Origin of the sequence: Massilia terrae, from assembly GCF_024753145.1 — a bacterium.
Classification (GTDB): domain Bacteria; phylum Pseudomonadota; class Gammaproteobacteria; order Burkholderiales; family Burkholderiaceae_D; genus Telluria; species Telluria terrae.
Genome location: NZ_JANUGU010000009.1, coordinates 43,534 through 66,689 on the forward strand (window position 1 = coordinate 43,534; position 23,156 = coordinate 66,689).

Below are 23,156 nucleotides of genomic sequence, written 5' to 3' on the forward strand. Positions count from 1 at the left end.
TGGCGGCGGCACCGGCATATCGCTTGGCGGCCAGCACTGTCCGGCCGAATCCATATGAAAAAGCGGCGCGGCCCGTCGAGGACCGCGCCGCCGTGAGCGCACCCGCCGCGACCTGCGCCTAGGCAGGCACCTTGTCGAAGCGTCGGATATCGAAGTAGTCGATCGGCGTGCTGGTGGCGCCGGTGGCGATCAGTTCCGCCATCACGTCGCCCACGCCCGGCCCCAGCTGGAAGCCTTCGCCGGAAAAGCCGAACGCGTAGTACAGGCCGGGCACGCGCGCGCTCGGCCCCATGACCCCGCGGCTGTCCTGCATGTACCCTTCGATACCGGCCCAGACGCGGATGATGCTCAGGTGCTTGAATGCCGGGACCACGCGCGGCGCCTGCGCCAGCTTCATCAGCGTGCGCATCGGATTCACGTTGGCGCGCCGGTTGACCATGTCGACCTGCTCATGCCCGCCGCCACCGATGACGATGTTGCCGCGCGCGACCTGGCGGAAGTAGACACCCGGCTCGGGCGTGTCCGAGATCGCGCCGGTGGTTGGCCCGATGGCATAGGGCACCGGCTCCGTGACGGCCATCTGCGGCGCCTTGACGATCATCGGCACCGGGTCGCCGAAGCTGGCGCTGATGCGGTCGCCCCACGCCCCGGCCGTGATGAGCGCGACCGGCGCGCAAAATTCGCGGCCATCGGCCGCACTCACGCGAAACTCGCCGCCGTCCTTCTCGACATTCACGATGTCGGTGTTTTCCAGCACCTGCGCACCCGCGCGCGCGGCCGCGCGCCCGATCGCCGGCGCCGCCAGCCGCGGGTTGGCATGGCCGTCATTGGGCGCGAGACAGCCGGCGACGATGTCCGGACCCAGATAGGGGAAGCGCTCGCGCAACGCCTTCGCCGTCATCATCTGCATGCCGATGCCGTGGTCGCGGGCCTCGTGCGCGTAGCGCTGCATCCTTTCCTCGTGTTCCTCGAGGAAGCCGACGCGCAGATGGCCATTCAGCAGCAGCTCGGCGTCCGCGCCGAACAGCTCCGGAAACTTCAGCCAGATCCCGCGCGAGCGGTTCGACAGCGGCAGCTCTCCGAGCGCGCGGCCCATGCGGCGCACGTTGCCGAAATTGACCCCGCTGGCCTGCTGGCCGATCAGGCCGCGCTCGAGCAGGATGACCGAACGGCCGCGCTGGCGCAAGAAAAATGCCGCGGCGGCGCCCATGATCCCGCCGCCGACGATCACGACATCGGCCGCTTGCCGGCTCATACAATCTCCTTTTGAATCGCGATCGGAAGCGGCTTGACCGGCGCCTGGCCGCGCAGCCGCCCGACCACTTCCACCGGCACGCCGGCCGCGGCGGCAATCACCTCCGCCCCGGCGTGGCCGCAATACCGTCCCTGGCAGCGTCCCATGCCGACGCGGCTGAACGCCTTGGCGCGGTTGGCTTCGGACGCGCCCATCTCGCACACGACCCGGCGCAGCTCGCCTGCCGTGATCGCTTCGCAACGGCAGACGATGGCGTCGTCCGGCAAGCGCGCGGCTTGCTCTGCCGGCCACGGGAATGCTTGCGCCAGGCCTTGGCGGAAGCGTTCCATGCGCGCCTGTTCCGCGCGCAAGTGCGCCAGTTCGTCATCCCGCACCGGATGCCCAAGATCTTTCAACAGCGCCAGCGCGGCCAGCCTGCCGCCGATCTCGGCCGCGTCGGCGCCCAGCACGCGCATGCCGTCGCCGGCCAGGTAGACGCCTGGCACCGAGGTGCGGCCGTCTTCGCTCACCGCGGGCAGCCACTGGCGCGTTTCCTGGTCAAAGCGGAAGGCGCAGCGCGCCAGGTCGGCCAGCTGCGTTTCCGGGCGCAAGTGGTAGCCCATGGCGAGCGCATCGCATTCCAGCGAGCGCATGCGGCCCCGGGCATCCTTGAACACCACGCCGCGCACGCCCGTGTCGGGCGAACCCTTGATTTCGACCGGCGTCGTTCCGGTCAGCACCTGCACCCCGGCCCGCTTGAGACCGGCCATCAGCGCGAAGCCGTTGCGCAGCAGGCGCGGCCGCGCCAGCAATTTCGGCAGCGCGGCCAGCCGCCGCATCAGCGGCGAGGTATCGAGCACCGCGGCCACCGTGGCCCCGGCTTTCACATATTGGGAGGCCACCAGGTAAAGCAGCGGTCCGGTACCCATGAACACGATCCGGCGGCCGATGGCGCAGGCTTGGGCCTTCAGCGCGATCTGCGCGGCCCCCAGGCTGTAAGTGCCGGCGTAATGCCAGCCCTTGACCGGCATGAGGCGGTCGGTGGCGCCGGAACAGATCACCAGCGCGTCGTAGGGAAGGCCGCGCGTGCGCTGCTCGTGCGCCACATGGACCTCGCCTTCAAAAATATTCCAGGCCAAAGTCTCCGGCAAATAATCGATCTGGCCGCGCAGCGCATCGAAGCTCTCGTGCAGCGCGCGCGCCCGCCCGGCCTCGGTGCCATACAGCTTGGCGTAGGGGCGCGTAAAATTGTCCGGCTGGCGACGGTAGATCTGGCCGCCGTCGCGGCGGTTTTCATCGATCACCGTCGGGCGCAGGCCCGCGGCCACCAAAGTCTCGGCGCAGCGCACCCCGGCGGGGCCGGCGCCGATCACGATTACGCGAGGTTCGGCCATGTCGCCCCCGGTTGTGTCGTTACGATATGCATTCCTTCTTTCACCACGGTGGTGCAGGCGCGCAGGCGCTCGCCATCGGCAGTCCACACCCAGCAATCCTGGCAGGCGCCCATCAGGCAAAAGCCGGCGCGCTTGCCGTCGCCGAATTCGGATTCACGCAACTGGCCGGCATTGTTGAGTACCGCGACCATCAGCGTGTCCCCCGCGAGCGCTTCGGCCGGGCGTCCGTCGATGGCGATCCGCACCGGCGTCCGGTTCGTCTCGCCCAAGCGGACAAATCGTTGACTCATGCTACTTCTCCTTCGATGACGCCGAGCGGCGTTTGCAATTCGCGCAGCGCGGCCGCGCTGTGGTGGCACAGGATGCTGCCGCCGTTGTCGAGCTCCCGGCGCGGTGGCGGCAGCAGATTGCAGACCCCGTCCATCCGCAGCGCGCAGCGGTCGAGGAAGGGGCAGGTGTCCAGCGCCTGGCTGGCCGACAGCAGTGGCGGCAGCGCCGCCGGCGTCCGCCCTTCCACTTCTTCGAGCCAACCGCGGCGCAGCACCGGCACCGACGAAATCAGCAGGTGCGAATACGGATGGAACGGCGCCGCCGCCAGCGCCTCGCGCCGGCGCGACTCGACCTTGCGCCCGGCATACAGCACCACGATCTCGTCGCAGATGGCGCGCACCGTGTTGATGTCGTGGCTGATGAACATGTAGGACACGTTCAGTTCCTTGCGCAGTTCGGCCATCAGTTCGAGGATCGCCGCGCCCACCACGGTGTCGAGCGCCGACGTGACCTCGTCGCACAGGATCAGGTCCGGCTGCGCCGCCAGCGCCCGCGCCAGGTTGATGCGCTGCTTCTGGCCACCCGACAGTTCGCCCGGCAAGCGCTCGGCCACCGCGGCCGGCAGCTTCACCAGGTCGAGCAGCTGCAGCACGCGCCGGCGCCGCTCCTCGCCCTTCATGCCGTGGTAGAACTCGAGCGGGCGCCCCAGGATGCGCTCGATCGAATGGCGCGGATTGAGCGCGGTGTCGGCGTTCTGGAACACGAACTGGACGCGCCGGCACTGTTCGCGCGTGCGCCCCTCCAGCGTCGGCGCCAGCGCTTCGCCATCCAGCAGGATCTCTCCCGCCGAGGGCGCCACCATGCCGGCCAGCGTGCGCGCCAGCGTGGTCTTGCCGCTGCCGGATTCGCCGATCACGCCGATGGTGGCGCCGCGCGGGATCACAAGGTCGATGCCCTCCAGCACGCGCTTGACCGGCGCCCCGCCCTTGCCCGAACCGTAGCGCGCCGCCAGGCCGCGTACTTCGAGCAGCGGCCGCGCCTGCGGCGCCTTGGCTTGCACGGCCGCCGGGCCCGCCGCCGGTGCGATCGCCGCCAGCAGGCTGCGCGTGTAGGGATGCGCGGGCGCAGACAGGATTTGCGATGTCGCGCCATTTTCCTGGATCTCGCCATGGCGCAGCACCACGATGCGGTCCGCCATCTGCGCCACCACCGCCAGGTCGTGCGAGACGTACACGGCCGTGCTGCCGCGTTCCTGCACGACCTTCTTGAAGGCGCGCAGCACGTCGATCTGGGTGGTCACGTCCAGCGCCGTGGTCGGCTCGTCCAGGATCACCAGGTCGGGATCGGTGATCAGCGCCATGGCCGCCATCAGGCGCTGCAACTGGCCGCCCGAGACCTGGTGCGGGTAGCGCTGCCCGATGTGCGCAGGGTCCGGCAGCGCAAGCTCGCGGAACAAGTCGACCGCCTTGGCTTCGGCCGCCGCGCGCGGCATCAGCCGGTGGATCAGCGCGCTCTCGATCACCTGGTCCATGATGCGCTTGGACGGGTTGAACGAGGCCGCCGCGCTCTGCGCGATGTAGGCCACGGTGCGCCCGCGCAGCGTGGCCAGCTGGCGCTCGCCGAGCGCGAGCATCTGGTGCCCGGCCACGCTGACCGTGCCGCCGGCCAGGCGGCAGCCGGCGCGTGCATAGCCCATCAGCGCCAGCGCGATGGTGCTCTTGCCCGACCCGGATTCGCCGATCAGCGCCAGCACCTCGCCCTTGTTGATCGAGAACGCGGCGTCGTGGACGATCGTGACTTCCTCATCCAGCTCGTTGCGGGCCGTGACCCGCAATCCGGACACCTTGACTAGTTCATTCATATCACGCTCCGCGCCGCTTGCGGCCGGCAAAGCCGTCGATGGCCATGTTCACGCCAATGGTCAGGGTGGCGATCGCAATGGCCGGCACGATCACGGCCGGCGACCCTTCGCTCAAGCCGATGATGTTTTCCCGCACCAGCGAACCCCAGTCGGCGTCCGGCGGCTGCACGCCCAGGCCCAGGAAGCTCAGGCCGCTGAGCAGCAAGACGATGAACAGGAAGCGCAGGCCGAAATCGGCCAGCACCGGGCGCAGCATGTTGGGCAGCATCTCGTGGAAGGTGATGTAGGCCAGGCCCTCGCCGCGCGCACGTGCGGCCTGCACATACTCCATGGCCTGCACGTTCACCGCCAGCGAGCGGGCGATGCGGAACGCGCCGGGCAGGTAGCCGATGCCGATCGTCAGGACCAGCACCGGCACCGAGGAGCCGAAAGCGGCGATCATGATCAGCGCCAGCAGCTTGGTCGGGATGCTGAGCTGGACGTCGACGATGCGGCTGACGACGCTGTCGAACCAGCCGCCGCGCGCCGCCGCGAACAGGGCCAGCGCGGTGCCGCCGACGCTGGCCACCAGCACCGCCGCCAGCGCCACGCCAACGGTGTAGGGCGCGCCCTGCAGGATCCGCGACAGCATGTCGCGCCCCAGGAAATCGGCGCCCAGCGGATACTGCGCGCTGATGGGGGCGAACACGGCGTCGCCATTCATGTTGCCCGCGTCGTCCGGCGCGAGCCAGGGGCCAAGCACCGCCATCAGCAGCCAGAACCCCACCACGACAGCGCCGGCCATGCCGGCGATGGACAGGGGCCGGCGCGGCTTGCGCTTGCCCGGGACGGAAACGATGGAAGGCGGCACGTTGGTTTTCATTTGCGCAGTCTCGGATTGGACAGGATGGCGGCCAGGTCGGCCACGGTAAGCAGCACCAGGTAGCCGGCGCAGAACAGCATGGCGCAGGCCTGCACCACCGGCATATCGCGTACGGTCACGGAATCCACCATCAGGCTGGCGATCCCGGGGTAGTTGAAAATCGATTCGACGATGATCACGCCGCCGATCAGGTACGACAGCGAGAGCGCCACCGCATTCGCGATCGGCCCGACGGCATTCGGCAAGGCATGGGTCAGCACCATGCGCACCGGCCGCACGCCCTTCAGGCGCGCCATCTCGATGTAGGACGAGGTCAGCTGGTCGATCACGGCGGCGCGGGTCATGCGCGCCATCTGCGCCACGATCACGCAGCACAGGGTCAGCACCGGCATCGCGTACACGCGCAGGAACTGGCCCAGGGTCGCGATGTCGTCGGGGCGCGACAGCGCCGCCAGCCAGTGCAGCTTGACAGCGAAAACCAGCACCGCCACCGTGGCGATCAGGAACTCCGGCACCGACACCACCCACACGGTGGCCATGTTGACCATGCGGTCGTAGAGCGAACCGCGGAACATGGCGCTGGTGACGCCGACGGTCAGCGCCAGCGGTACCGAGACGGCCGTGGTGGCCGCCGCTAGCATCAGGGAATTGGGCAGCCGCGCGCCGATCAGCTGCGCCACCGGCAGGTCGTTGGCCTGCGCGTTGCCTGGGTCGCCCAGCAGCAGGCCGCCCAGCCAGCGCGCGTAGCGCACATAGCCCGGCTGGTCGAGGCCGAACTTGTGGCGCAGAGCGGCCAGCAGTTCCGGCGTCGACTCCTGTCCCAGCATGGCCTGGGCGGCGTCGCCCGGCAGCATGCTGGTGATCGCGAACACCACCACCGACACCGCGAGCAGCGTCAGCAGCGCCACCCCGACCCGATGCGCGATCAGGCGCATGGCATGGCTTTTCAAGATCATTGCGTTATCCCCCTCAATGCAGCCAGTCCTGGAACCGGTAGTAGGCGCCGACGAACGGCAAGAACCATGGCTTGCCGAAATGGCCGGCAATGGCAGGCCATTCCAGGCCGCGCCACGGATTACGCTCCGGTTTGCCGGCCATGACATCGGCCATCACCTGGCCCATGTGAACCGACATCTGCACGCCATGGCCACTGTAGCCGGTGGCGAAATACATCCCGTCGTGCTCGCCCGCGCGCGGCAGGCGGTCGGCCGTCATGTCGACCAGGCCACCCCAGCAGTAATCGATGCCGATCCCCGCCAGCTGGGGAAACATGTGTTCCATGGCGGCGCGCAAGATCGCGCCGCTTTTCACGTCGGAACGGGGGTTCGACAGGGCGAAGCGCGCACGGCCGCCAAATACAAGACGGTCGTCCGGCGCCAGGCGGAAGTAGTTGCCGATGATCCTGGAGGTGACGTAGTTGCGGCGATGCGGCATCAGCTGCTGGATCAGCGCCGCCGGCAGCGGCTCGGTGGCGACGATGAAGCTGCCGACGGAAATCATGCGGCGGCGGAAATGGGAAAACGGGCCGGTGCGGGAATTCCCCGTCGCCAGCAACACTTGCCTGGCTTCGATCACGCCACGCGCACTGGTGACGCGAAAGCCGCCGTTGGCGAGGCGTTCGAGTCGCGTCACGGGCGCCTGCTCGAACACCTGCGCGCCCGCGCGCGCGGCGGCATGCGCCAGGCCGACGCCAAACTTACCCATGTGCATCTGCGCGCTGTTGGTCTGCAGCATTCCGCCATGGAACTTGTCCGACCCGACTTCCTCGCCGATGTGCGCCGGGTCCACCATGCGCACACCCGGCTCACCCTCGCGTTGCAGCAATTCGCAGGCGCGCGCCAGCTTGTCGTAATGCTCGGGCTTGGCGGCCAGCTTCAGCTTGCCGACCACGGCAAAGTCGCAGGCGATGCCTTCGTCGCGCACGATGCCCGCCACCGTATGGAAGGCGGCGTTATACGCGCGCTGGAAGTCGCGCGCCTTGTCCACCCCCAGGCGCGCCGCCAGCGCGCCGAAGTCGTGGGCCAGGCCGCTGCTGCAATGGCCGCCATTGCGGCCGGAAGCTTCGCCGATCACGCGTCCGGCTTCCAGCACCGTCACCGAGGCGCCGCGACGGGCCAGCGCCAGTGCGCCGGACAGGCCGGTGAAGCCGCCGCCGACCACCACCACGTCGGCGCGTCCCTCAACCGGGCCCTGCACGCCCGCGCCGAAGGCGGGCGCGGTATCGAGCCAATAAGATTCAAGCTTCATCGCAGCGTCCTGTGCTAGTCATCGGCTTACAGGCCGACCAGACCCGGCAGCCCGCCCAGGTCCTTGATTTCGTGGTAGTCGTAACCAGGCGTGCCCGGTTCGTGGCCGCGGTTGACGAAGACCTTGTTCTTGATGCCCATGTCATGCGCGGACATCAGGTCGTAGCGCGGGCTCGACGACACGTGCAGGATGTCGTCCGGGCTGCAGCCCAGCTGGTCGAGCATGTATTCGAACGCCTGCAGGCGCGGCTTGTAGGCGCCGGCTTGCTGCGCCGTGTAGACGCGGTGGAAGGGTGCGCCCAGCTTGCCGACGTTGTGCGGCAGCTGTTCGTCCATGGCGTTCGACAGGATCACCAGCTTGTATTCCTGGGCCAGCCTGGCCAGCGCCTCCGGCACGTCCGCGTGCGGGCCCCAGGTCGGCACCGCGCGGTAGAACGCCATGCCTTCGTCATCGCGATATTCAATCCCCCAGCGCTTGCAGGTGCGCTGCAGGGCGTTGCACAGGACCTGGTCGTACGGCTTCCAGTCGCCCATGACCTGGTCCAGGCGATACGCGGCGAAATCGCGGGTGAACTGCTGCATCTGTCCGGGTGCGATGCGGCCGGCGAACAGCTCGCGCGCCACGTCCGCCATGCGGAAGTTGATCAGCGTGCCGTAGCAGTCGAATGAAATGTACTTGGGCCGCAGGTGGGTCGTCATGGTGATGGTTCCTTGTCTCGATGGTTCAATCCGGTTCCGAAAGCACGTCCAGGGACGCTGCCGTCTGACACGATTTAACCATCGCGGACCGTGGCGAATGTCTTTAATTGGCGCGGTCAAAACACAGAATGCATGGTATTTCCCGACTGCAGCAGCATATATTGCGGCGCTAACATCAGCCACCGCTCAGGCCGCGAAATCCACCAATACGCTCTTGAAATGCAGGTTGGCCTCGTAGGCCTGGCGGCCCAGGTCCTTGCCGATGCCGGAGCGCTTGTAGCCGCCGGTCGGAATGACGTAGTCGGCGCTGCGCCCGTAGCGGTTGATCCACACCGTGCCGGCTTCGATGCCGCGCGCCAGGCGCATGGCGCGGCCGATATCGGCCGTATGGATGCCGGCTGCCAGGCCGTAGTCCGGGTGGTCGGCCAGGGCCAGGGCCTGGTCCTCGTCGTCAAACACCTGCACGGTGATGACCGGGCCGAAGATTTCGTTCTTCACCGCGTCCATCGTGCCGTCGACCCGGGTCAGGATGGTCGGCTGGTAATAGGCGCCATCGCCGCCGGCCGGGATGGCGCGGCCTCCCGCCACGACCTGCGCGCCAGCCGCCACGCCGCGCTGCACGATGCCGTCGATGCGCTGCATTTCGCGCCGGTTGATGATCGGGCTCAGGGACGCGCTGCTGTCCCAGGTGGGCCCGGCCACGAGCTCGGCGAACACGGCGGCCAGGCGCTCGATGAAGCGCTCGGCGATGGAGCGCTGCACGATCAGGCGCGAACCGGCCACGCACACCTGGCCGGCATTCAGCGTGATCGCGCGCGCCACGGTGCGCACGGTCTTGTCGAAGTCGGGCGCGTCGGCGAACACGATTTGCGGGCTCTTGCCGCCCAGTTCCAGCGTCACCGGCTTGGTGCCGCTCTCCGCGCAAGCGGCCATGATGGCCGCGCCGGTGCGGGTCGAACCCGTGAACGTCATCTTGGCCACTTGCGGATGGCGGCACAGGGCGTCGCCCGTGGTGCGGCCGTCGCCCTGGACGATGTTGAAGAGTCCCTTCGGCATGCCGGCGGCGACCGCCAGTTCCGCCAGGCGCAGCACGCTGAACGGCGTGAGCTCGGACGGTTTCAATACCACCGCATTGCCGGCGGCCAGCGCCGGCGCCACCTTCCAAGAAGCCATCACCAGCGGCAGGTTCCAGGGCGCGATGGCGCCCACCACGCCATAGGGCTCGGCGATCGTCATGCCGAGGTTGTCGCTGCGCGTGGGCGCGACATCGCCGCCGATCTTGTCGGCCCACTCGGCGAAGAAGCGGATGCCGTCGGCGGTGAAAGGCACGTCCCAGGCCGCCACATCCTTGACCGGCCGGGTCGAACCGACGGCCTCCAGGCGCGCCAGCGTGTGCACATCGGCCTCGATCAGGTCGGCCCAGCGGCGCAGGATGCGCGCCCGTTCGCGCGGCGCGCAACGGCTCCAGTCGCTCGTCTTGAATGCCCGCGACGCGTCCTGCACGGCCTGATCGACCAGGTCCGCTCCGGCCACCGGCACCGCGGCGTAGACCTGGCCATCGGAAGGCCGCTGTACCGGCAGCTCACCGGCACCCTCCTCCACGAAGCGTCCATGGATAAAATGCGCCATGCGCACGTCAACCTCATTCGGGTCGAAGCCTTCCATTCACTATCCCTTTCTCTCGTGCGAACAGGGCCACGCGGCCGATGCGGGCGACCCACCTGTATGGAAAGATTATAGGGTTACCCCCAAAGCATTTTGTGCGGTTGAGGACCGGGAAGCCAGCACAAACCGCGCTTTCGCCGCCGCCCATGGCCGAATGTTTGGATTTGCATTTCCCCCGTCGCCAGCGCCATCCGGGTATGGCAATATTGCCGTCACTGAAGCGTCAAGCGGGAGCAAATCGCATGAAAAATCGCAAGACCGATAGCGTGGTCCAGTATCGCCGCATGACGGCCGATGACTTGCCGGCAGCGCACAAACTGTCGCTGTCGGTGCTGTGGCCGCACCGGCTCGAAGACTGGAAGTTCGTCCATGGCCTGGGCGAAGGCATCGTCGCGGAAGACGAGACCGGCGTGATCGGCACGGTGATGTGCTGGCTGTACGGCCAGGACTATGCGTCGGTGGGCATGGTGATCGTCGCCCCCGAGCGCCAGAACGCCGGCATCGGCCGCGCACTGATGGCACGCATCATGCGCGAAACGGGCGGGCGCAATGTCCTGCTCCATGCCGTCGCCAGGCACCACTCGTTTTGCGAAAGCCTTGGTTTCGCGCGGATCGGCTGCGTGCACCAGCACCAGGGCAGCGTCTTCCGCGCGCCGTTCGTGCAGCTGCGCGAAGGGGAGCGGATCCGCCCGGTCGGCCCGCGCGATGAAGCCGCGCTGGCCGAGCTGTCCCGGCGCGCGCTCGGCAGGTCGAGCACCGTCTCGCTCAAGCACCTCACGGGCGTGGCGAGCCTGGTTGCCATCGACCGCTACGGCGAGTTGATCGGCTACGCCGCGCTGCGCAAGTTTGGGCTCGGCCATGTGATCGGCCCGGTGATCGCGCCCGACGCCGAACGTGCCAAGGCGCTGATCGCGCACTGGGCCGGCGCGCGCGCCGGTTCGTTCGTCCGCCTCGATGTTCCCGACGCCAGCGGGCTGAGTCCCTGGTTGACGGAGATGGGCCTGGTGCAGGTGGAAGCAACCGTACCGGTGCTGGTGCGCGGCGAGGCGCCCCGTCCCGACCCATCCATGACGCGCTTTGCCCTGCTCAGCCAGTCATTGGGCTGACGCGACCGACAGGCGATGGCGGGTTGCGCCCGCCGCGGATTCAGACATTGCCGGCAGCGGGCCGCAACGCGCTTGCCCGCCGGCGCCGCCATCATCCACAAGGAAACCGACATGCTCACCCAAACCGGCAGTACCGCCGTCAACTACCGCCGCATGAACGAAGGCGACATCCCCACCGCGCACGCGCTGTCGCAGGCGGTGCGCTGGCCGCACCGCGCCGAGGACTGGCAGTTTGTGCTGCGCGTGGGCAGCGGCTACGTCGCCGAACAGGATGGCGCCGTGATCGGCACCGGACTTTGCTGGAAGCAGGGCGAGCACCATGCGTCGCTCGGGATGATCATCGTGTCGCCGGAGCATCAGGGCAAGGGCATCGGCCGCGAACTGATGCGGCTCCTGCTGGAAGAACTCGGCGATCGCTGCGTCCTGCTCAACGCCACCGCCGCCGGCCAGCCTCTGTACGAACGCATGGGATTCGCGGCGATCGGCACGCTGTGCCAGCACCAGGGCACATTGGCGGCCATTGCGCCGGTCGCGCTGGATGGCGGCGCGCGCGTGCGCCCGGCCGGGCCGGAAGACCTGCCTGCCATGATCGCCCTGGCCAACGGCGCCACCGGCATGAGGCGCGATGCGCTGGTGCGCGCACTGGCCGGCATGGGCCAGGTGTCGATGCTGGAGCGCGACGGCATGCCGCTGGGTTTTTCCATCATGCGGCAGTTCGGGCGCGGCCACGTCATCGGCCCGCTGGTGGCGCCCGACGTGGACGGCGCCAAGGCGCTGATCGCGCACTGGTCGGGCGCCTACGCGGGCACTTTCGTCCGCATCGACATCAGCGGCGCCGCCGGCCTGGGCGCATGGCTGGAAGCGGCTGGCCTGGCGCAGGTCGACACTGCGGTGATCATGGCGCGCAACGGCCTGCCGCGCCGCGATGGCAGCGCTGCGCAATTCGCGATCATCAACCAGGCCTTGTGCTAGCGGCCTGGCGTAGCGGTAGCGCATGGGCCCCAAAACAGAAAATGCCGAATCCTCCCTCAAAACGCAATTTCCGCTGATTTAGCGCCCCCTTTCCGCAAGCTATCGCTGCAAGGGCCTGGCTACCATAAGCGAGAAACATTCGCTTTTCAACCGGAGCCACTCATGCACAACAACGAAATTACCGAGCTCACCTCGCTGGACCGCGCCCACCTCATCCATCCAGTCGTGGATTACCGCAGCCATGAGCAGCGCGGCGCCACGATCCTCGTGTCAGGCCATGGCGCCTACCTGGAAGATGCCCAGGGCAAGGAGCTGCTGGACGCGTTTTCCGGCCTGTGGTGCGTCAACGTCGGCTACGGCCAGGAAAGCATCGTGCGCGCAGCAACCGAGCAGATGCGCCAGCTCCCATACGCGACCACCTATTTCCACTTCGCGTCCGAGCCGGCGATCCGCCTGGCGGCTCGCCTGGTGGAACTGGCGCCGGCATCGCTGCGCCATGTGTACTTCACGCTGGGCGGCTCGGACGCGGTCGACGCGGCGATCCGCTTCATCACGCACTACTACAATTCGACCGGCCGCCCGCAAAAGAAGCACTTCATTTCACTCGAGCGCGGCTACCATGGTTCGTCGTCGCAGGGTTCGGGCCTGACCGCCATCGCGGCCTTCCACCAGAACTTCGACGTTCCGCTGCCCCACCAGCACAAGATCCCGTCGCCCTACCCCTACCGCAACGCAGCGGGGCCGGACCCGCAAGCCATCATCGACGCGTCGGTGGCGGCCCTGCGCGCCAAGGTGGGGGCGCTGGGCGCGGACAAGGTGGCGGCGTTCTTCTGCGAGCCCGTGCAGGGCTCGGGCGGCGTGATCGTGCCGCCCAAGGGCTGGCTCAAAGCCATGCGGGAGGCCTGCCGCGAACTGGGCATCCTGTTCGTGGTGGACGAGGTCATCACCGGCTTCGGCCGCACCGGCCCGCTGTTCGCGTGCGAAGCCGAAGACGTGCAGCCGGACCTGATGACGGTCGCCAAGGGCCTGACGGCGGGCTATGCGCCGATGGGCGCCGTGCTGATGTCGGAGGCGGTGTATGCCGCCATCGCCGACGGTTCGCCCGGCATGCCGGTCGGGCATGGCCACACCTACTCCGCGCACCCGGTCAGCGCCGCGGTCGGCCTGGAAGTGCTGCGCCTGTACGAGGAAGGTGGCCTGCTTGCCAACGGTGTGGCGCAAACGCCGCATTTCGAGGAGGGCTTGCGCGAGATGCTGTCCCATCCGCTGGTGGGCGATGCGCGCAACCGCGGCTTGCTGGGCGCCCTGGAACTGGTCGCGGACAAGGCCGCCAAGACGCGCTTCGACCCGGCGCTCAAGCTCAGCGAGCGGATCGCCGCCGCGGCCTACCGCAACGGCGTCATATTCCGTGCCTTCGGCGACAATATCCTGGGCTTCGCACCGGCGCTGTGCTATACCGCCAGCGAGTTCGAACTGCTGTTCGCGCGCCTGAAGCAGACCCTGGACGAGGTGCTGGACCAGCCGGATGTGCGCCGGGCCGTCAAATAAGCCGGCCAAGCTCGGCGGGAACTACTTATTTACTGTGAGCAGCGCGCCTGTTAGCATGCTGGTTAACTATTGCGAGACTACCAGGAGCGGCGACGCACGATGATGCCGGAAGCGCTAAAACTCGACCGTATCGACATCCGTATCCTTGGCCACCTGCAGGCCAATGGCCGGATTACCAACGTCGACCTCGCCGACGCGGTCGGCCTTTCACCCAGCCCTTGCCTGATTCGCGTCAAGCGGCTGGAAAAGGCCGGCTACATCACCGGCTACGGGGCCCTGATCCAGCTGGAAAAGCTCGGCGCCATGCAAGTCGTGTTTACCCAGGTGACGCTGTCGGACCACCGGCGCGAGGACTTCGTGAAATTCGAGACCGCCATCCGCAAGATCGACGAGGTGGTCGAATGCCACCTGGTCAGCGGCGGCTTCGACTACCTGCTCAAATTCGTCACGCGCAGCGTCGGGCATTACCAGACCATCATGGAAGAAGTGCTTGAGCGCAGCGTCAGCATCGAAAAATACTTCAGCTACATCGTCATCAAGTCGCCCTTCGTCAAGACCCACTATCCGATCGAGAAGCTGTTCTCGTCCCACGAGTAAACCGCTCGCCACGCCGTAAGCGCCGCTTTCCTGGCGCTCCTCCCTCGCTGTTCCCCCTCCCTCCCGTGCGCGCCGCATAACATGCCGAAGCCGCGCCAAAAAAAACATCGTTTGTGCCGGTTGCGCCCCACTCTACGCATACTTCGATCTCGGGAGCGGCGCTAAGATCAAGCCATCATTCACCGCCGGGCAGGCACCGCCCAGCCCATTCTTCGATTTCCAGGAACGGAACTCCATGGCCAAGCTCTCATTCAATATTGCTGTCATCGCCGGAGACGGCATCGGCAAGGAAGTCATGCCGGAAGGCTTGCGCGTACTCGATGCCGCCGCCCAGCGCTTCGGCATCGCGCTCCACTACAAACACATCGAATGGTCCAGCTGCGACTACTATGCGGCCCACGGCAAGATGATGCCGGACGACTGGAAAGCGCAGCTGGCCGGCGTGGATGCGATCTATTTCGGCGCCGTCGGCTGGCCGGACGCAGTGCCCGACCATATCTCCTTGTGGGGCTCGATCCTGAAATTCCGCCGTGAATTCGACCAGTACATCAACTTGCGTCCGGCGCGCCTGTTCGAAGGCGTGTCCTGCCCGCTCGCGAACCGCAAGCCGGGCGACATCGACTTCATGATCGTGCGCGAAAATACGGAGGGCGAATACAGCGCGGTCGGCGGGATCATGTACGAAGGGACCGAGCGTGAAGTCGTCATGCAGCAATCGGTGTTCTCCCGCCATGGCACCGACCGTTTATTGAAATTCGCGTTCGAGCTCGCTCGCAAGCGCGAGCGCAAGCACTTGACGGTGGCCACCAAGAGCAACGGCATCGCCGTCAGCATGCCGTGGTGGGACGGGCGCGCGGCGGAGATCGCGGCGGGCTATCCGGACGTGCGCTGGGACAAGCAGCACATCGACATCCTCTCGGCACGCTTCGTACTGCAGCCGCAACGCTTCGACGTGGTTGCCGCTTCCAATCTGTTCGGCGACATCTTGTCCGACCTCGGCCCCGCCTGCACCGGCACGCTGGGCCTTGCGCCATCGGCCAACCTGAACCCCGAACGCAGCTTCCCGTCGCTGTTCGAGCCGGTCCATGGCTCGGCGCCCGACATCTACGGCAGGAACATCGCCAATCCGATCGGCATGATCTGGTCCGGCGCCCTGATGCTCGACTTCATCGACCAGGGCGGCACCGTGGGCCGCCAGGCGCATGACGCGATCCTGGCCGCCATCGAGCAGGTATTGGCGGAAGGCCCGCGCACGCCCGACCTGGGCGGCTCCGCCTCGACCACCGAGATGGGCAAAGCCATCGCCGCCGCGGTGGAACGGGGCGCTTCCGCCACCCGCGACCTCACTTAACCAGGAATTCCGATCATGTCCCTGACACTGACCCGTACCGACCTGCTCAAGCAGCAAAACTTCATCGGTGGCGAATGGTGCGACAGCATCGACGCGCGCCGTTACGACGTCGCCGATCCGGCCACTGGCGCTGCCTTTGCCAGCGTCCCGGACAGCAGCGCCGAGGACGCCCGCCGGGCCACGGCCACCGCGCACAATGCCTTGGAAAGCTGGCGCAACACGCCCGCGCGCGACCGCGCCCGCATCCTCAAGCGCTGGCACGCGCTGATCGTCGCTCATACGGAAGACCTGGCCAGGATCATTTCTCGCGAACAGGGCAAGCCGCTGGCCGAAGGCCGCGGTGAAGTCGCGTACGGCGCATCGTATGTCGAATGGTTTGCCGAGGAAGCCGTGCGCACGTACGGCGACATGATTCCGGAGCAGGTGCGTGGCCGCAAGCTGATGGTGGTGAAGGAAGCCGTGGGCGTGGTCGCGGCGATTACGCCGTGGAACTTCCCGCTGGCGATGATCGCCCGCAAAATCGCGCCTGCCCTGGCCGCCGGCTGCACCGTCGTTGCCAAGCCGGCGGAGGACACGCCGCTGACTGCGCTGGCGCTGGTCAGGCTGGCGCAGGAAGCCGGCGTACCGCCCGGCGTATTGAATATCGTGACGTCGTCGCGCGAGTCGGTGCAGGAAGTGGTTGGCGCCTGGCTGGTCGATTCGCGCGTGCGCAAGCTCACGTTCACGGGTTCGACCGCGGTCGGCAAGTACCTGGCACGCGAATCGGCCACCACGCTCAAGCGGCTCTCGCTGGAACTTGGCGGCAATGCGCCTTTCATCGTGTTCGATGACGCCGACCTCGATGCCGCCGTCAATGGCCTGATGGCGGCGAAGTTCCGCAACGGCGGCCAGACCTGCGTCTCGCCCAACCGTATCTACGTGCAGGATGCGGTCTACGATCAATTCGCGGAAAAGCTGGTCGCGCGCGTGGCGGCGCTGCGGGTCGGTCCCGCCGCGCGTGAGGATTCGCAGATCGGCCCGATGATCAATGCACGCGCCGTGGACAAGATCGACAGCCACGTCAGGGATGCGATCGCGCACGGCGCCCGTGCGCTGGTCGGCGGCAAGCGCATGCGCAACGAGATCGCTGACGGCCCGAATTATTACGCGCCCACGGTGCTGGGCGATGCCACTCCCGAGATGGAGCTGGCACACGAGGAAACGTTCGGACCGGTGGCCCCACTGTTCCGCTTCAGCGACGAGGACGAGGTGGTACGCCTGGCCAACGACACACCGTTCGGCCTGGCCACGTATTTCTATACCCGCGACATCGCGCGCGCATGGCGCGTGGGCGAGCGGCTGCAGTCCGGCCTGGTCGGCGTCAACGAAGGCGTGCTGGCCTCGGAAGCGGCGCCGTTCGGCGGCGTCAAGGAATCCGGCTATGGGCGCGAGGGCTCGCGCCATGGCCTGGACGACTACATGCAGACCAAGTACCTGTGCCAGGGCGGCGCGGCGTGATGGCAAAGGAGACGCATATGACCGACCACCTCCCGGAAACCTACCCGATCGAGATCGCCTTCCCGGACATCCGTCCTTATGCCGAGGGCAATACCGGGATCCCCTATGTCTTCACCTTCGATAGCGGAGTGCCCGGCCCGCATGTCATGATCAACGCGCTCACCCATGGCAATGAAGTGTGCGGCGCGGTCGCGGTGAAGGAGTTGCTTGACCTCGGCGTCAGGCCCCGGCGCGGCAGGCTGACCCTGGCCTTTGCCAATGTGGCCGCCTATCTCACCTTCGATCCTGCCAGACCGGACGCGTCGCGCTTCGTGGACCAGGACTTCAACCGCGTCTGGTCGCCCGCCATTCTGGACGACTCGTCGCGCGATTCCTCCGAACTGCGCCGCGCAAGGGAACTGCGCCCGCTGATCGATACGGTCGACTTCCTGCTCGATCTGCACTCGATGCACGAACGCAGCGCGCCCCTGACTGTGTGCGGGCCGCTTGACAAGGGCATCGAGTTGGCGCGGCGCCTCGGCATGCCCGCCACCATCGTTAGCGACGCCGGCCACGCCGAAGGACGGCGCCTGCGCGACTACGGCGATTTCGGCCAGGTCGAGAGCGAACGCAACGCGCTGCTGATCGAATGCGGCCAGCACTGGGAGGCAGGCGCGGTCGACGTGGCGCGCAATTGCTGCGCGCGCTGGCTGCTCTTGTGCGACACCATCGATTGGGGCGACCTGCCCGACCGCTGGCTCAAGCCCCAGGATGCGCCGCCGCGCGTGGTGCGCGTGACGGACGCGGTAGTCGCCGCCGGCATGGGCTTCCGTTTCGCCGCGCCCTACACCGGCCTTGAAACGTTCGCCGAAGCCGGCACGGTGATCGCGTGGAACGAAGGGCGCGAAGTGCGCACCCCTTATCCGAACTGCGTGCTCGTCATGCCGTCCCTGCGCCAACTGAGGCCGGGAACGACGGTGGTGCGGCTGGGCCAACTGCTGGATTAGCGGCCCGACGAGGAAACACGGCAGCCGACTGTGATGTAATGTAATTATCCATTCTATGCAGACGGTCGAACGCATGAACCACGCAACGCCCCGGCGCGCTGCCGGCACTCCTTCCCTGGTCGTCACCTTGCACCGATGGATCGGCCTGGGCGCAGGGCTGCTGCTGATCGTCGTTGCGCTGAGCGGCGCCGCCATGGTGTTCCGACCCGAGCTCGAGCCGATCGTCAGCGCCCGACTGTGGCGCGCGCCCGTGTGCACCGGTGTCCGGCCGCTGTCGGCGCTGGTCGCCGCGGCCCGCGCCGCCAACCCCGGCGCCGGAACACTGACGGCGATCCGCATGTTGAGCGAGCGCGGGACCAGCGTGCGCATCAAATTCAGCGATGGGCGCTGGGTGTACGTCGATGCGTGCAACGGCCGCGTGCTCGGGATCCAGCATGCCTACGGCGGACCGTTCGGCACGCTCGAATGGATTCACACCTTCGGCACCGGGTCGATCGGCGCCGTCGTCGCCGGCAGCGTCGCCGGCGCTGCGCTGGTGCTGGCGCTGGCCGGCTTGCTGGCTTGGCGCCCTTCTCCACGGCGCCGCGCCGGCCTGGCCGCGGGAGCCCGGCGTCTCGAACTGCATCGCCGGATCGGCCCCTGGAGCGCGCCGGTGCTCGTGCTGGCGGCGCTGACCGGCCTGCCGCAGGCGCTGCCCGCACCTGCCGTGGGGCCCGCAGTGACGGTCAGCGGCCCCGCCCTGGACCAGGCCTGGTCGCAGCTGGCCGGCACACCCTGGCAGCAGCTGCAATGGCGGATGCCGCACCGTGCCGGCGCCCCGATCGAGATCGACGTCGCCGCGAACGATGCGCCCCATCCCTATGCCACGGGCTTGCTGCGGCTGGATGCCGCCAGCGGCGAGCGCATCGGCTACACACCCTACGCCGCCACCGGCATCGGCCACCGCGCCTACGGCTGGGCCCTGGCTCTGCACTACGGCCTCGCCGGCGGGATCCTGCAGCAGGCGGTGCTGTTCCTGGCCATGCTGACGGTGCCGGTCCTGGCCTGGCTGGGCCTGGCCAGCTTCCTGGCGCGGCGGCGCGGCGCCTTGACGCTGCGGCTGCGCCGCACGTATCCGGTGGCCGATGGGATCCTGGCGTTCGAATTCACCCATCCGTTGGGACTGCGTCTGCCCGCATGGACCGCCGGGGCGCACGTGGACGTATTCATCGCGCCCGGCCTGGTGCGCCAGTATTCCCTGTGCGGCGATCCACGTGACCGGCGCCGCTACACCATCGCCGTTCTGCGCTGCCAGCCTTCGCGTGGCGGATCGCAGGCGATGCATGAAACGCTGCGAAAAGGAAGCCTGGTCAGGATCGGCATGCCGCGCAACCAGTTTGCGCTGGCGCCGCAGGCACGCCACAACATCCTGGTGGCGGGCGGCATCGGCATCACCCCGATCCTGGCGATGGCCGACGCTCTGGACGTTCGCGGCGAGCGCTTCGAGCTGCACTACGCCTGCCGCAGCCGGGCGCACGCGGCCTTTCGCGAGCGCATGGCGCGCCTGGGCGAGGTCCATTTGTACTGCAATAACGAGGGGCGCCCCCTGGACCTCGGCGTCTTGCTGGCCGCGCGCAAGGAAGGCACCCATCTGTACGTGTGCGGACCGGCGGGGCTGACCCACGCGGTGCTGTCCGAAGCCGCGCGGCTTGGCTGGCCGGCCGAGTGCGTGCATACAGAGCGTTTCAGTCCGGCGGACGATGTGGCGCGGGGTCGTCCCTTCACGCTGCGCATAGCCAGCAGTGGCCGCCTGGTCGAGGTCCCGGCCGATCGCAGCGCCCTGGCCGCCCTGGCCGATGCCGGCATCATCATCCCGTCCTCTTGCGGCCAAGGCTTGTGCGGCAGCTGTGTCACCGGTGTGCTCGAAGGGGATCCCGACCACCGCGACCACTGCCTCACACCGGAAGCACGCGCCGCCAACGATTGCTTCACGCCCTGCTGCTCGCGCGCGCGGGGCGCGGGTCTGGTCCTCGATCTCTAGCGATCGCCTCGATTGGGCAGCCGCCGCGCATGCGAGGCGGCCTACGCACCCAAGCAGCAGTCCGCGCTGACCTGTGGCGAAGAGCCCCCCCGAGCTCACGAATGAAAGCGCAGCGTATCGCGAAATTGAAGGAACAAATCGACTCACTGGACGCTGCAAGCATAGCTGGCGGCGTTCGCCGGATCGCCACCAATATATTTCGCATAGGCCGGATAAGCGCACAGGGGCCGGCTTACACTTGCGCCCGGAACGTCAAGCGGACTTCCTGGCAGCGTGCGAGCGACCAGCGCACCAGGCGCAACGCCCCGTTCCACCCATGCCGCGAGGGGCGCCAACTGATCGAACTGGTCCACGGTGGCGCCACCACGGCAATGGTCCATCCCCGGGATGACGTACAAGCGCGCCATGTCGGATGCATCCTTGTACTGCGCCTCGATCCGGTCCATCAAGCCCATCACGCCGGTGACCTGCACGCCATGGTCGGCGCTGCCCGTGTACATCAGCAGCTTGCCGCCGCGCTTGTGAAAGGCGTCGAAGTTCGGCCCAGGACGCGAAGGATCGGTGTTCGAGCCGTGGAAATCCAGCCTGCCCTGCCCCAGCGCCGCCGAATCCCGGTTGACGTCGAAACCACTGACGTAAGCGACCGCATTGGCCGGATAGGAGGCCAATGTGTCGGCCGGCCCGCTAACGCCCGGATAGCCCTGGAAGCCATAGCCCATGAAGTAGAAGTTCTCCATCAAGGAATAAAAAGCGCCCAGAGGCACGGCAGCGGACGTGCCCATATAGGGACCGCGAAGCTTTGTCTCGATGCCGCCCGGGAGGAAGCCTGGGAAGATGGCCTTGCCGTTGGCATCGACCAGCCCCGTATAGATTTCGCGCAGCGCCTGCGTCTGCACCGCGCTCAGGCAGCGCTGGTCATCGCTCCCGCCGCCGTCGGCCTTGCACTGTAGCGCCGCATAATCGGCCGGCGTCGCTTTGCAGGCAAGGTAGTTGGAGATCAGGCCATCCTTGATGCCGTCAAGACGGTCGCACTTGTCCATGAAGTAGTTGGCCGCAAAGGCCAGCTGCGGATCGCTGAAGGCATGCGAGGTATCGGTGGGAACCGCGCCTGGCCGTACACCGGCGGCGCGCGCGATCGTCTTGAGCACCGACATATTCTGTTGCCATTGGTCGTAAATGGCAAAGCCCGGAGCGCCCGCAACTACGCCATCGAAGTCGGTGTAGCGCTGCGCGGTGACCAGCGCCTCGCGGCCGCCGTTGGAGCAACCGACAAAGTAGGCGTACTTGGGCTGCTCTCCCGCCACTGCCTTCAACAGAGCCTTGCTAGCGCGCGCCACGTCGTGCACGCCCTCGTGGGCGAAGTCCAGGTAGGCCTGCTTGTCGAGCGCGAACTGCGCGGCACGTCCCGTGTGGCCCGAGTCCTGCGCCGCCACGGCATAGCCTTGCGCCAGCGCGCTATCGCCGTTCTTCAGCATTCCGAGCGCGCTGCCGACCACGCCATTGTTGCCGCCACCGCCCTCAAAGACAAAGCGCCCCTGCCAATCGCGCGGGATCCGCAACACGAAGTGATTGCCGTATTGCGTGTCGTTGGGCGGTCCGCGATGCGCTCCAATGGTCCCCTTCACTTCGCAGTGTGCAGGCACCTTCACGGTGTACGGGCCCGATCGCTGGTTGGTAGCAGCGATCCAGTTGGCGCTGTCCAGCGTCGCGGTCTTCCCATGGTCCAGCGCCGCGAAAGCCGGCGCGAGCTTGGCGGCGGTGCAGTTGACGGGTTCGACTGGTGCGGCATGTGCAAGCGTAGCCACTCCACAGAGAAGGCCGGCCACGCCGGCAAGGCATTTCTTCAGCATGGTCTGTAGTCCTTTATTCGTTCGTTGGCGAGAACAGGCGGGGGTGGGATACCTGGTCGAGGCCCAATGGCCGAAGCGCCGCGCGCAAATCCTCGCTCCGCGGCAGCAGCCTGAGTGCCACGAGATTGTCGTGGAGGTCCTCCATGCGCGTCACGCCGACAAGCACGGTCGCCAGCGCCGGATGACCGAGGCAAAAGCCGATGGCTGCCTGCGCCGGGGTCACGTTGAAATCGCTTGCGATCGCTTGCAAGGCCGGATAATTGGAGCGGATCTGCTCCCGGATATTCCCCGCATCGCGGGCGATGTTGCGCTCGTGCGGCACCTTCCCCTGCGCCGCTTCCGATGGCTGCACGCGGTCACGCTCAAGGTGCCCGCCGAGGATTCCGCCTTCCAGTGTATGGGCCGCACACAGCTTGATACCGGTCTTCGCGAACACGTCGGCGTAAGCCGCGTTCTCGGCGATGGCGCGGCGCGCGAGGTTGTACTGCAGCTGCACCATGCATGGCGCCGGCTTGCCGCGCGCGCGCAGCAGCGTGTGCGCCTGCAGCAGCTCGTCCGGCTCCCAGTTGGTGCACCCCCATGCGCGCGCAAGGCCGGAATCGACCAGCGCCACCACCTCGTCGCAAAACCCCTCGAAATCCATGCCTGGCAACGGACGCGACACCATCACGAGATCGACATGGTCCGTTCCCAGTCGCAGCAGCGAGGCCTTGAGCTGCTCGTCGAACGACTGCTGGGGGTATTCCCACAGCCAGAGCTTCTCGGCCAGCAGGTAGCTGTCGCGCGGACGATTGAGCACTTGCAGCATGCGCCCGAAGATCACCTCGGTGTGCGGTTTATCCCAGTAATAGCCGATGTCGAACAGGTTGACGCCTTCGTCGAGCGCGCGCCCGACCATGGCGATGCCATCTTCGAACGCCATGCGCGAGAAGGTATTCCACGAGCCCAGCGACAGCAGCGAAACGTCTCCAAGGCCGGCGACAGTACGATATTCCATG

Annotated in this window: 19 protein-coding genes; 8 read left to right on the forward strand and 11 right to left on the reverse strand. The window is 67.3% G+C overall.

The window, feature by feature from the left end; genetic code table 11:
- Nucleotides 1–118: 118 nt before the first annotated feature.
- From NX778_RS21125 to NX778_RS21165, 9 genes are all read right to left on the reverse strand, one after another.
- Nucleotides 119–1,255 (reverse strand): NAD(P)/FAD-dependent oxidoreductase, encoded by a 1,137-nt coding sequence (locus NX778_RS21125; protein ID WP_258813777.1) that lies wholly within the window; start codon nucleotides 1,253–1,255, stop codon nucleotides 119–121.
- The gene (locus NX778_RS21130) at nucleotides 1,252–2,628 is read right to left on the reverse strand and encodes an FAD/NAD(P)-dependent oxidoreductase (protein WP_258813778.1); all 1,377 of its coding nucleotides are present in this window, start codon (nucleotides 2,626–2,628) and stop codon (nucleotides 1,252–1,254) included. The genes NX778_RS21125 and NX778_RS21130 overlap by 4 nt, the downstream gene beginning before the upstream one ends.
- Nucleotides 2,610–2,918, reverse strand: a complete 309-nt coding sequence (locus NX778_RS21135; RefSeq protein ID WP_258813779.1) for a (2Fe-2S)-binding protein — start codon at nucleotides 2,916–2,918, stop codon at nucleotides 2,610–2,612. Before NX778_RS21135 ends, NX778_RS21130 begins: the two co-directional genes overlap by 19 nt.
- Nucleotides 2,915–4,759, reverse strand: coding sequence for an ABC transporter ATP-binding protein (locus tag NX778_RS21140; protein WP_258813780.1), 1,845 nt, complete (start codon nucleotides 4,757–4,759; stop codon nucleotides 2,915–2,917). The genes NX778_RS21135 and NX778_RS21140 overlap by 4 nt, the downstream gene beginning before the upstream one ends.
- A gap of 1 nt (nucleotide 4,760) precedes the next feature.
- Nucleotides 4,761–5,621 carry an ABC transporter permease gene (locus NX778_RS21145; RefSeq protein WP_370661361.1) on the reverse strand — a complete coding sequence of 287 codons (861 nt, stop codon included), beginning with the start codon at nucleotides 5,619–5,621 and terminating at the stop codon, nucleotides 4,761–4,763.
- Nucleotides 5,618–6,571, reverse strand: a complete 954-nt coding sequence (locus tag NX778_RS21150; protein ID WP_370661363.1) for an ABC transporter permease — start codon at nucleotides 6,569–6,571, stop codon at nucleotides 5,618–5,620. Before NX778_RS21150 ends, NX778_RS21145 begins: the two co-directional genes overlap by 4 nt.
- Before the next feature lie 19 nt (nucleotides 6,572–6,590).
- Nucleotides 6,591–7,868: an NAD(P)/FAD-dependent oxidoreductase gene (locus NX778_RS21155; RefSeq protein ID WP_258813782.1), complete on the reverse strand. Its 1,278-nt coding sequence runs from the start codon at nucleotides 7,866–7,868 to the stop codon at nucleotides 6,591–6,593.
- A gap of 26 nt (nucleotides 7,869–7,894) precedes the next feature.
- The gene (locus NX778_RS21160) at nucleotides 7,895–8,566 is read right to left on the reverse strand and encodes a haloacid dehalogenase type II (RefSeq protein WP_258813783.1); all 672 of its coding nucleotides are present in this window, start codon (nucleotides 8,564–8,566) and stop codon (nucleotides 7,895–7,897) included.
- Between the two features lie 186 nt (nucleotides 8,567–8,752).
- Nucleotides 8,753–10,231 carry an aldehyde dehydrogenase family protein gene (locus NX778_RS21165; RefSeq protein WP_258813784.1) on the reverse strand — a complete coding sequence of 493 codons (1,479 nt, stop codon included), beginning with the start codon at nucleotides 10,229–10,231 and terminating at the stop codon, nucleotides 8,753–8,755.
- 242 nt (nucleotides 10,232–10,473) lie between these two features.
- On the opposite strand from NX778_RS21165, the gene NX778_RS21170 reads away from it, so the two are divergent.
- From NX778_RS21170 to NX778_RS21205, 8 genes are all read left to right on the forward strand, one after another.
- On the forward strand, nucleotides 10,474–11,337 hold the full coding sequence (locus NX778_RS21170) for a GNAT family N-acetyltransferase (RefSeq protein WP_258813785.1): 864 nt from the start codon (nucleotides 10,474–10,476) through the stop codon (nucleotides 11,335–11,337).
- A 111-nt stretch (nucleotides 11,338–11,448) separates the two neighbouring features.
- Nucleotides 11,449–12,309 (forward strand): GNAT family N-acetyltransferase, encoded by an 861-nt coding sequence (locus NX778_RS21175; RefSeq protein WP_258813786.1) that lies wholly within the window; start codon nucleotides 11,449–11,451, stop codon nucleotides 12,307–12,309.
- 162 nt (nucleotides 12,310–12,471) lie between these two features.
- Nucleotides 12,472–13,857, forward strand: a complete 1,386-nt coding sequence (locus NX778_RS21180) for an aspartate aminotransferase family protein (RefSeq protein ID WP_258813787.1) — start codon at nucleotides 12,472–12,474, stop codon at nucleotides 13,855–13,857.
- 102 nt (nucleotides 13,858–13,959) lie between these two features.
- Nucleotides 13,960–14,454, forward strand: coding sequence for an Lrp/AsnC family transcriptional regulator (locus tag NX778_RS21185; protein WP_370661364.1), 495 nt, complete (start codon nucleotides 13,960–13,962; stop codon nucleotides 14,452–14,454).
- Nucleotides 14,455–14,689: 235 nt separating this feature from the next.
- Nucleotides 14,690–15,805 carry a tartrate dehydrogenase gene (locus NX778_RS21190; RefSeq protein WP_258813789.1) on the forward strand — a complete coding sequence of 372 codons (1,116 nt, stop codon included), beginning with the start codon at nucleotides 14,690–14,692 and terminating at the stop codon, nucleotides 15,803–15,805.
- Nucleotides 15,806–15,820: 15 nt separating this feature from the next.
- Nucleotides 15,821–17,302 carry an NAD-dependent succinate-semialdehyde dehydrogenase gene (locus NX778_RS21195; RefSeq protein WP_258813790.1) on the forward strand — a complete coding sequence of 494 codons (1,482 nt, stop codon included), beginning with the start codon at nucleotides 15,821–15,823 and terminating at the stop codon, nucleotides 17,300–17,302.
- A gap of 17 nt (nucleotides 17,303–17,319) precedes the next feature.
- Complete coding sequence (locus tag NX778_RS21200; protein ID WP_258813791.1) at nucleotides 17,320–18,288, forward strand: M14 family metallopeptidase; 969 nt, start codon at nucleotides 17,320–17,322, stop codon at nucleotides 18,286–18,288.
- Nucleotides 18,289–18,415: 127 nt separating this feature from the next.
- Nucleotides 18,416–20,308, forward strand: a complete 1,893-nt coding sequence (locus tag NX778_RS21205; RefSeq protein WP_258813792.1) for a PepSY domain-containing protein — start codon at nucleotides 18,416–18,418, stop codon at nucleotides 20,306–20,308.
- A gap of 143 nt (nucleotides 20,309–20,451) precedes the next feature.
- Here the strand turns inward: NX778_RS21205 and NX778_RS21210 are convergent, their stop codons facing one another.
- Together NX778_RS21210 and NX778_RS21215 are read right to left on the reverse strand one after the other, a co-directional pair.
- Entirely contained in the window at nucleotides 20,452–22,158 is a 1,707-nt protein-coding gene (locus tag NX778_RS21210) for a tannase/feruloyl esterase family alpha/beta hydrolase (RefSeq protein ID WP_258813793.1), read from the reverse strand.
- A 13-nt stretch (nucleotides 22,159–22,171) separates the two neighbouring features.
- On the reverse strand, nucleotides 22,172–23,155 hold the full coding sequence (locus tag NX778_RS21215) for an aldo/keto reductase (protein WP_258813794.1): 984 nt from the start codon (nucleotides 23,153–23,155) through the stop codon (nucleotides 22,172–22,174).
- Nucleotide 23,156: the final 1 nt, after the last annotated feature.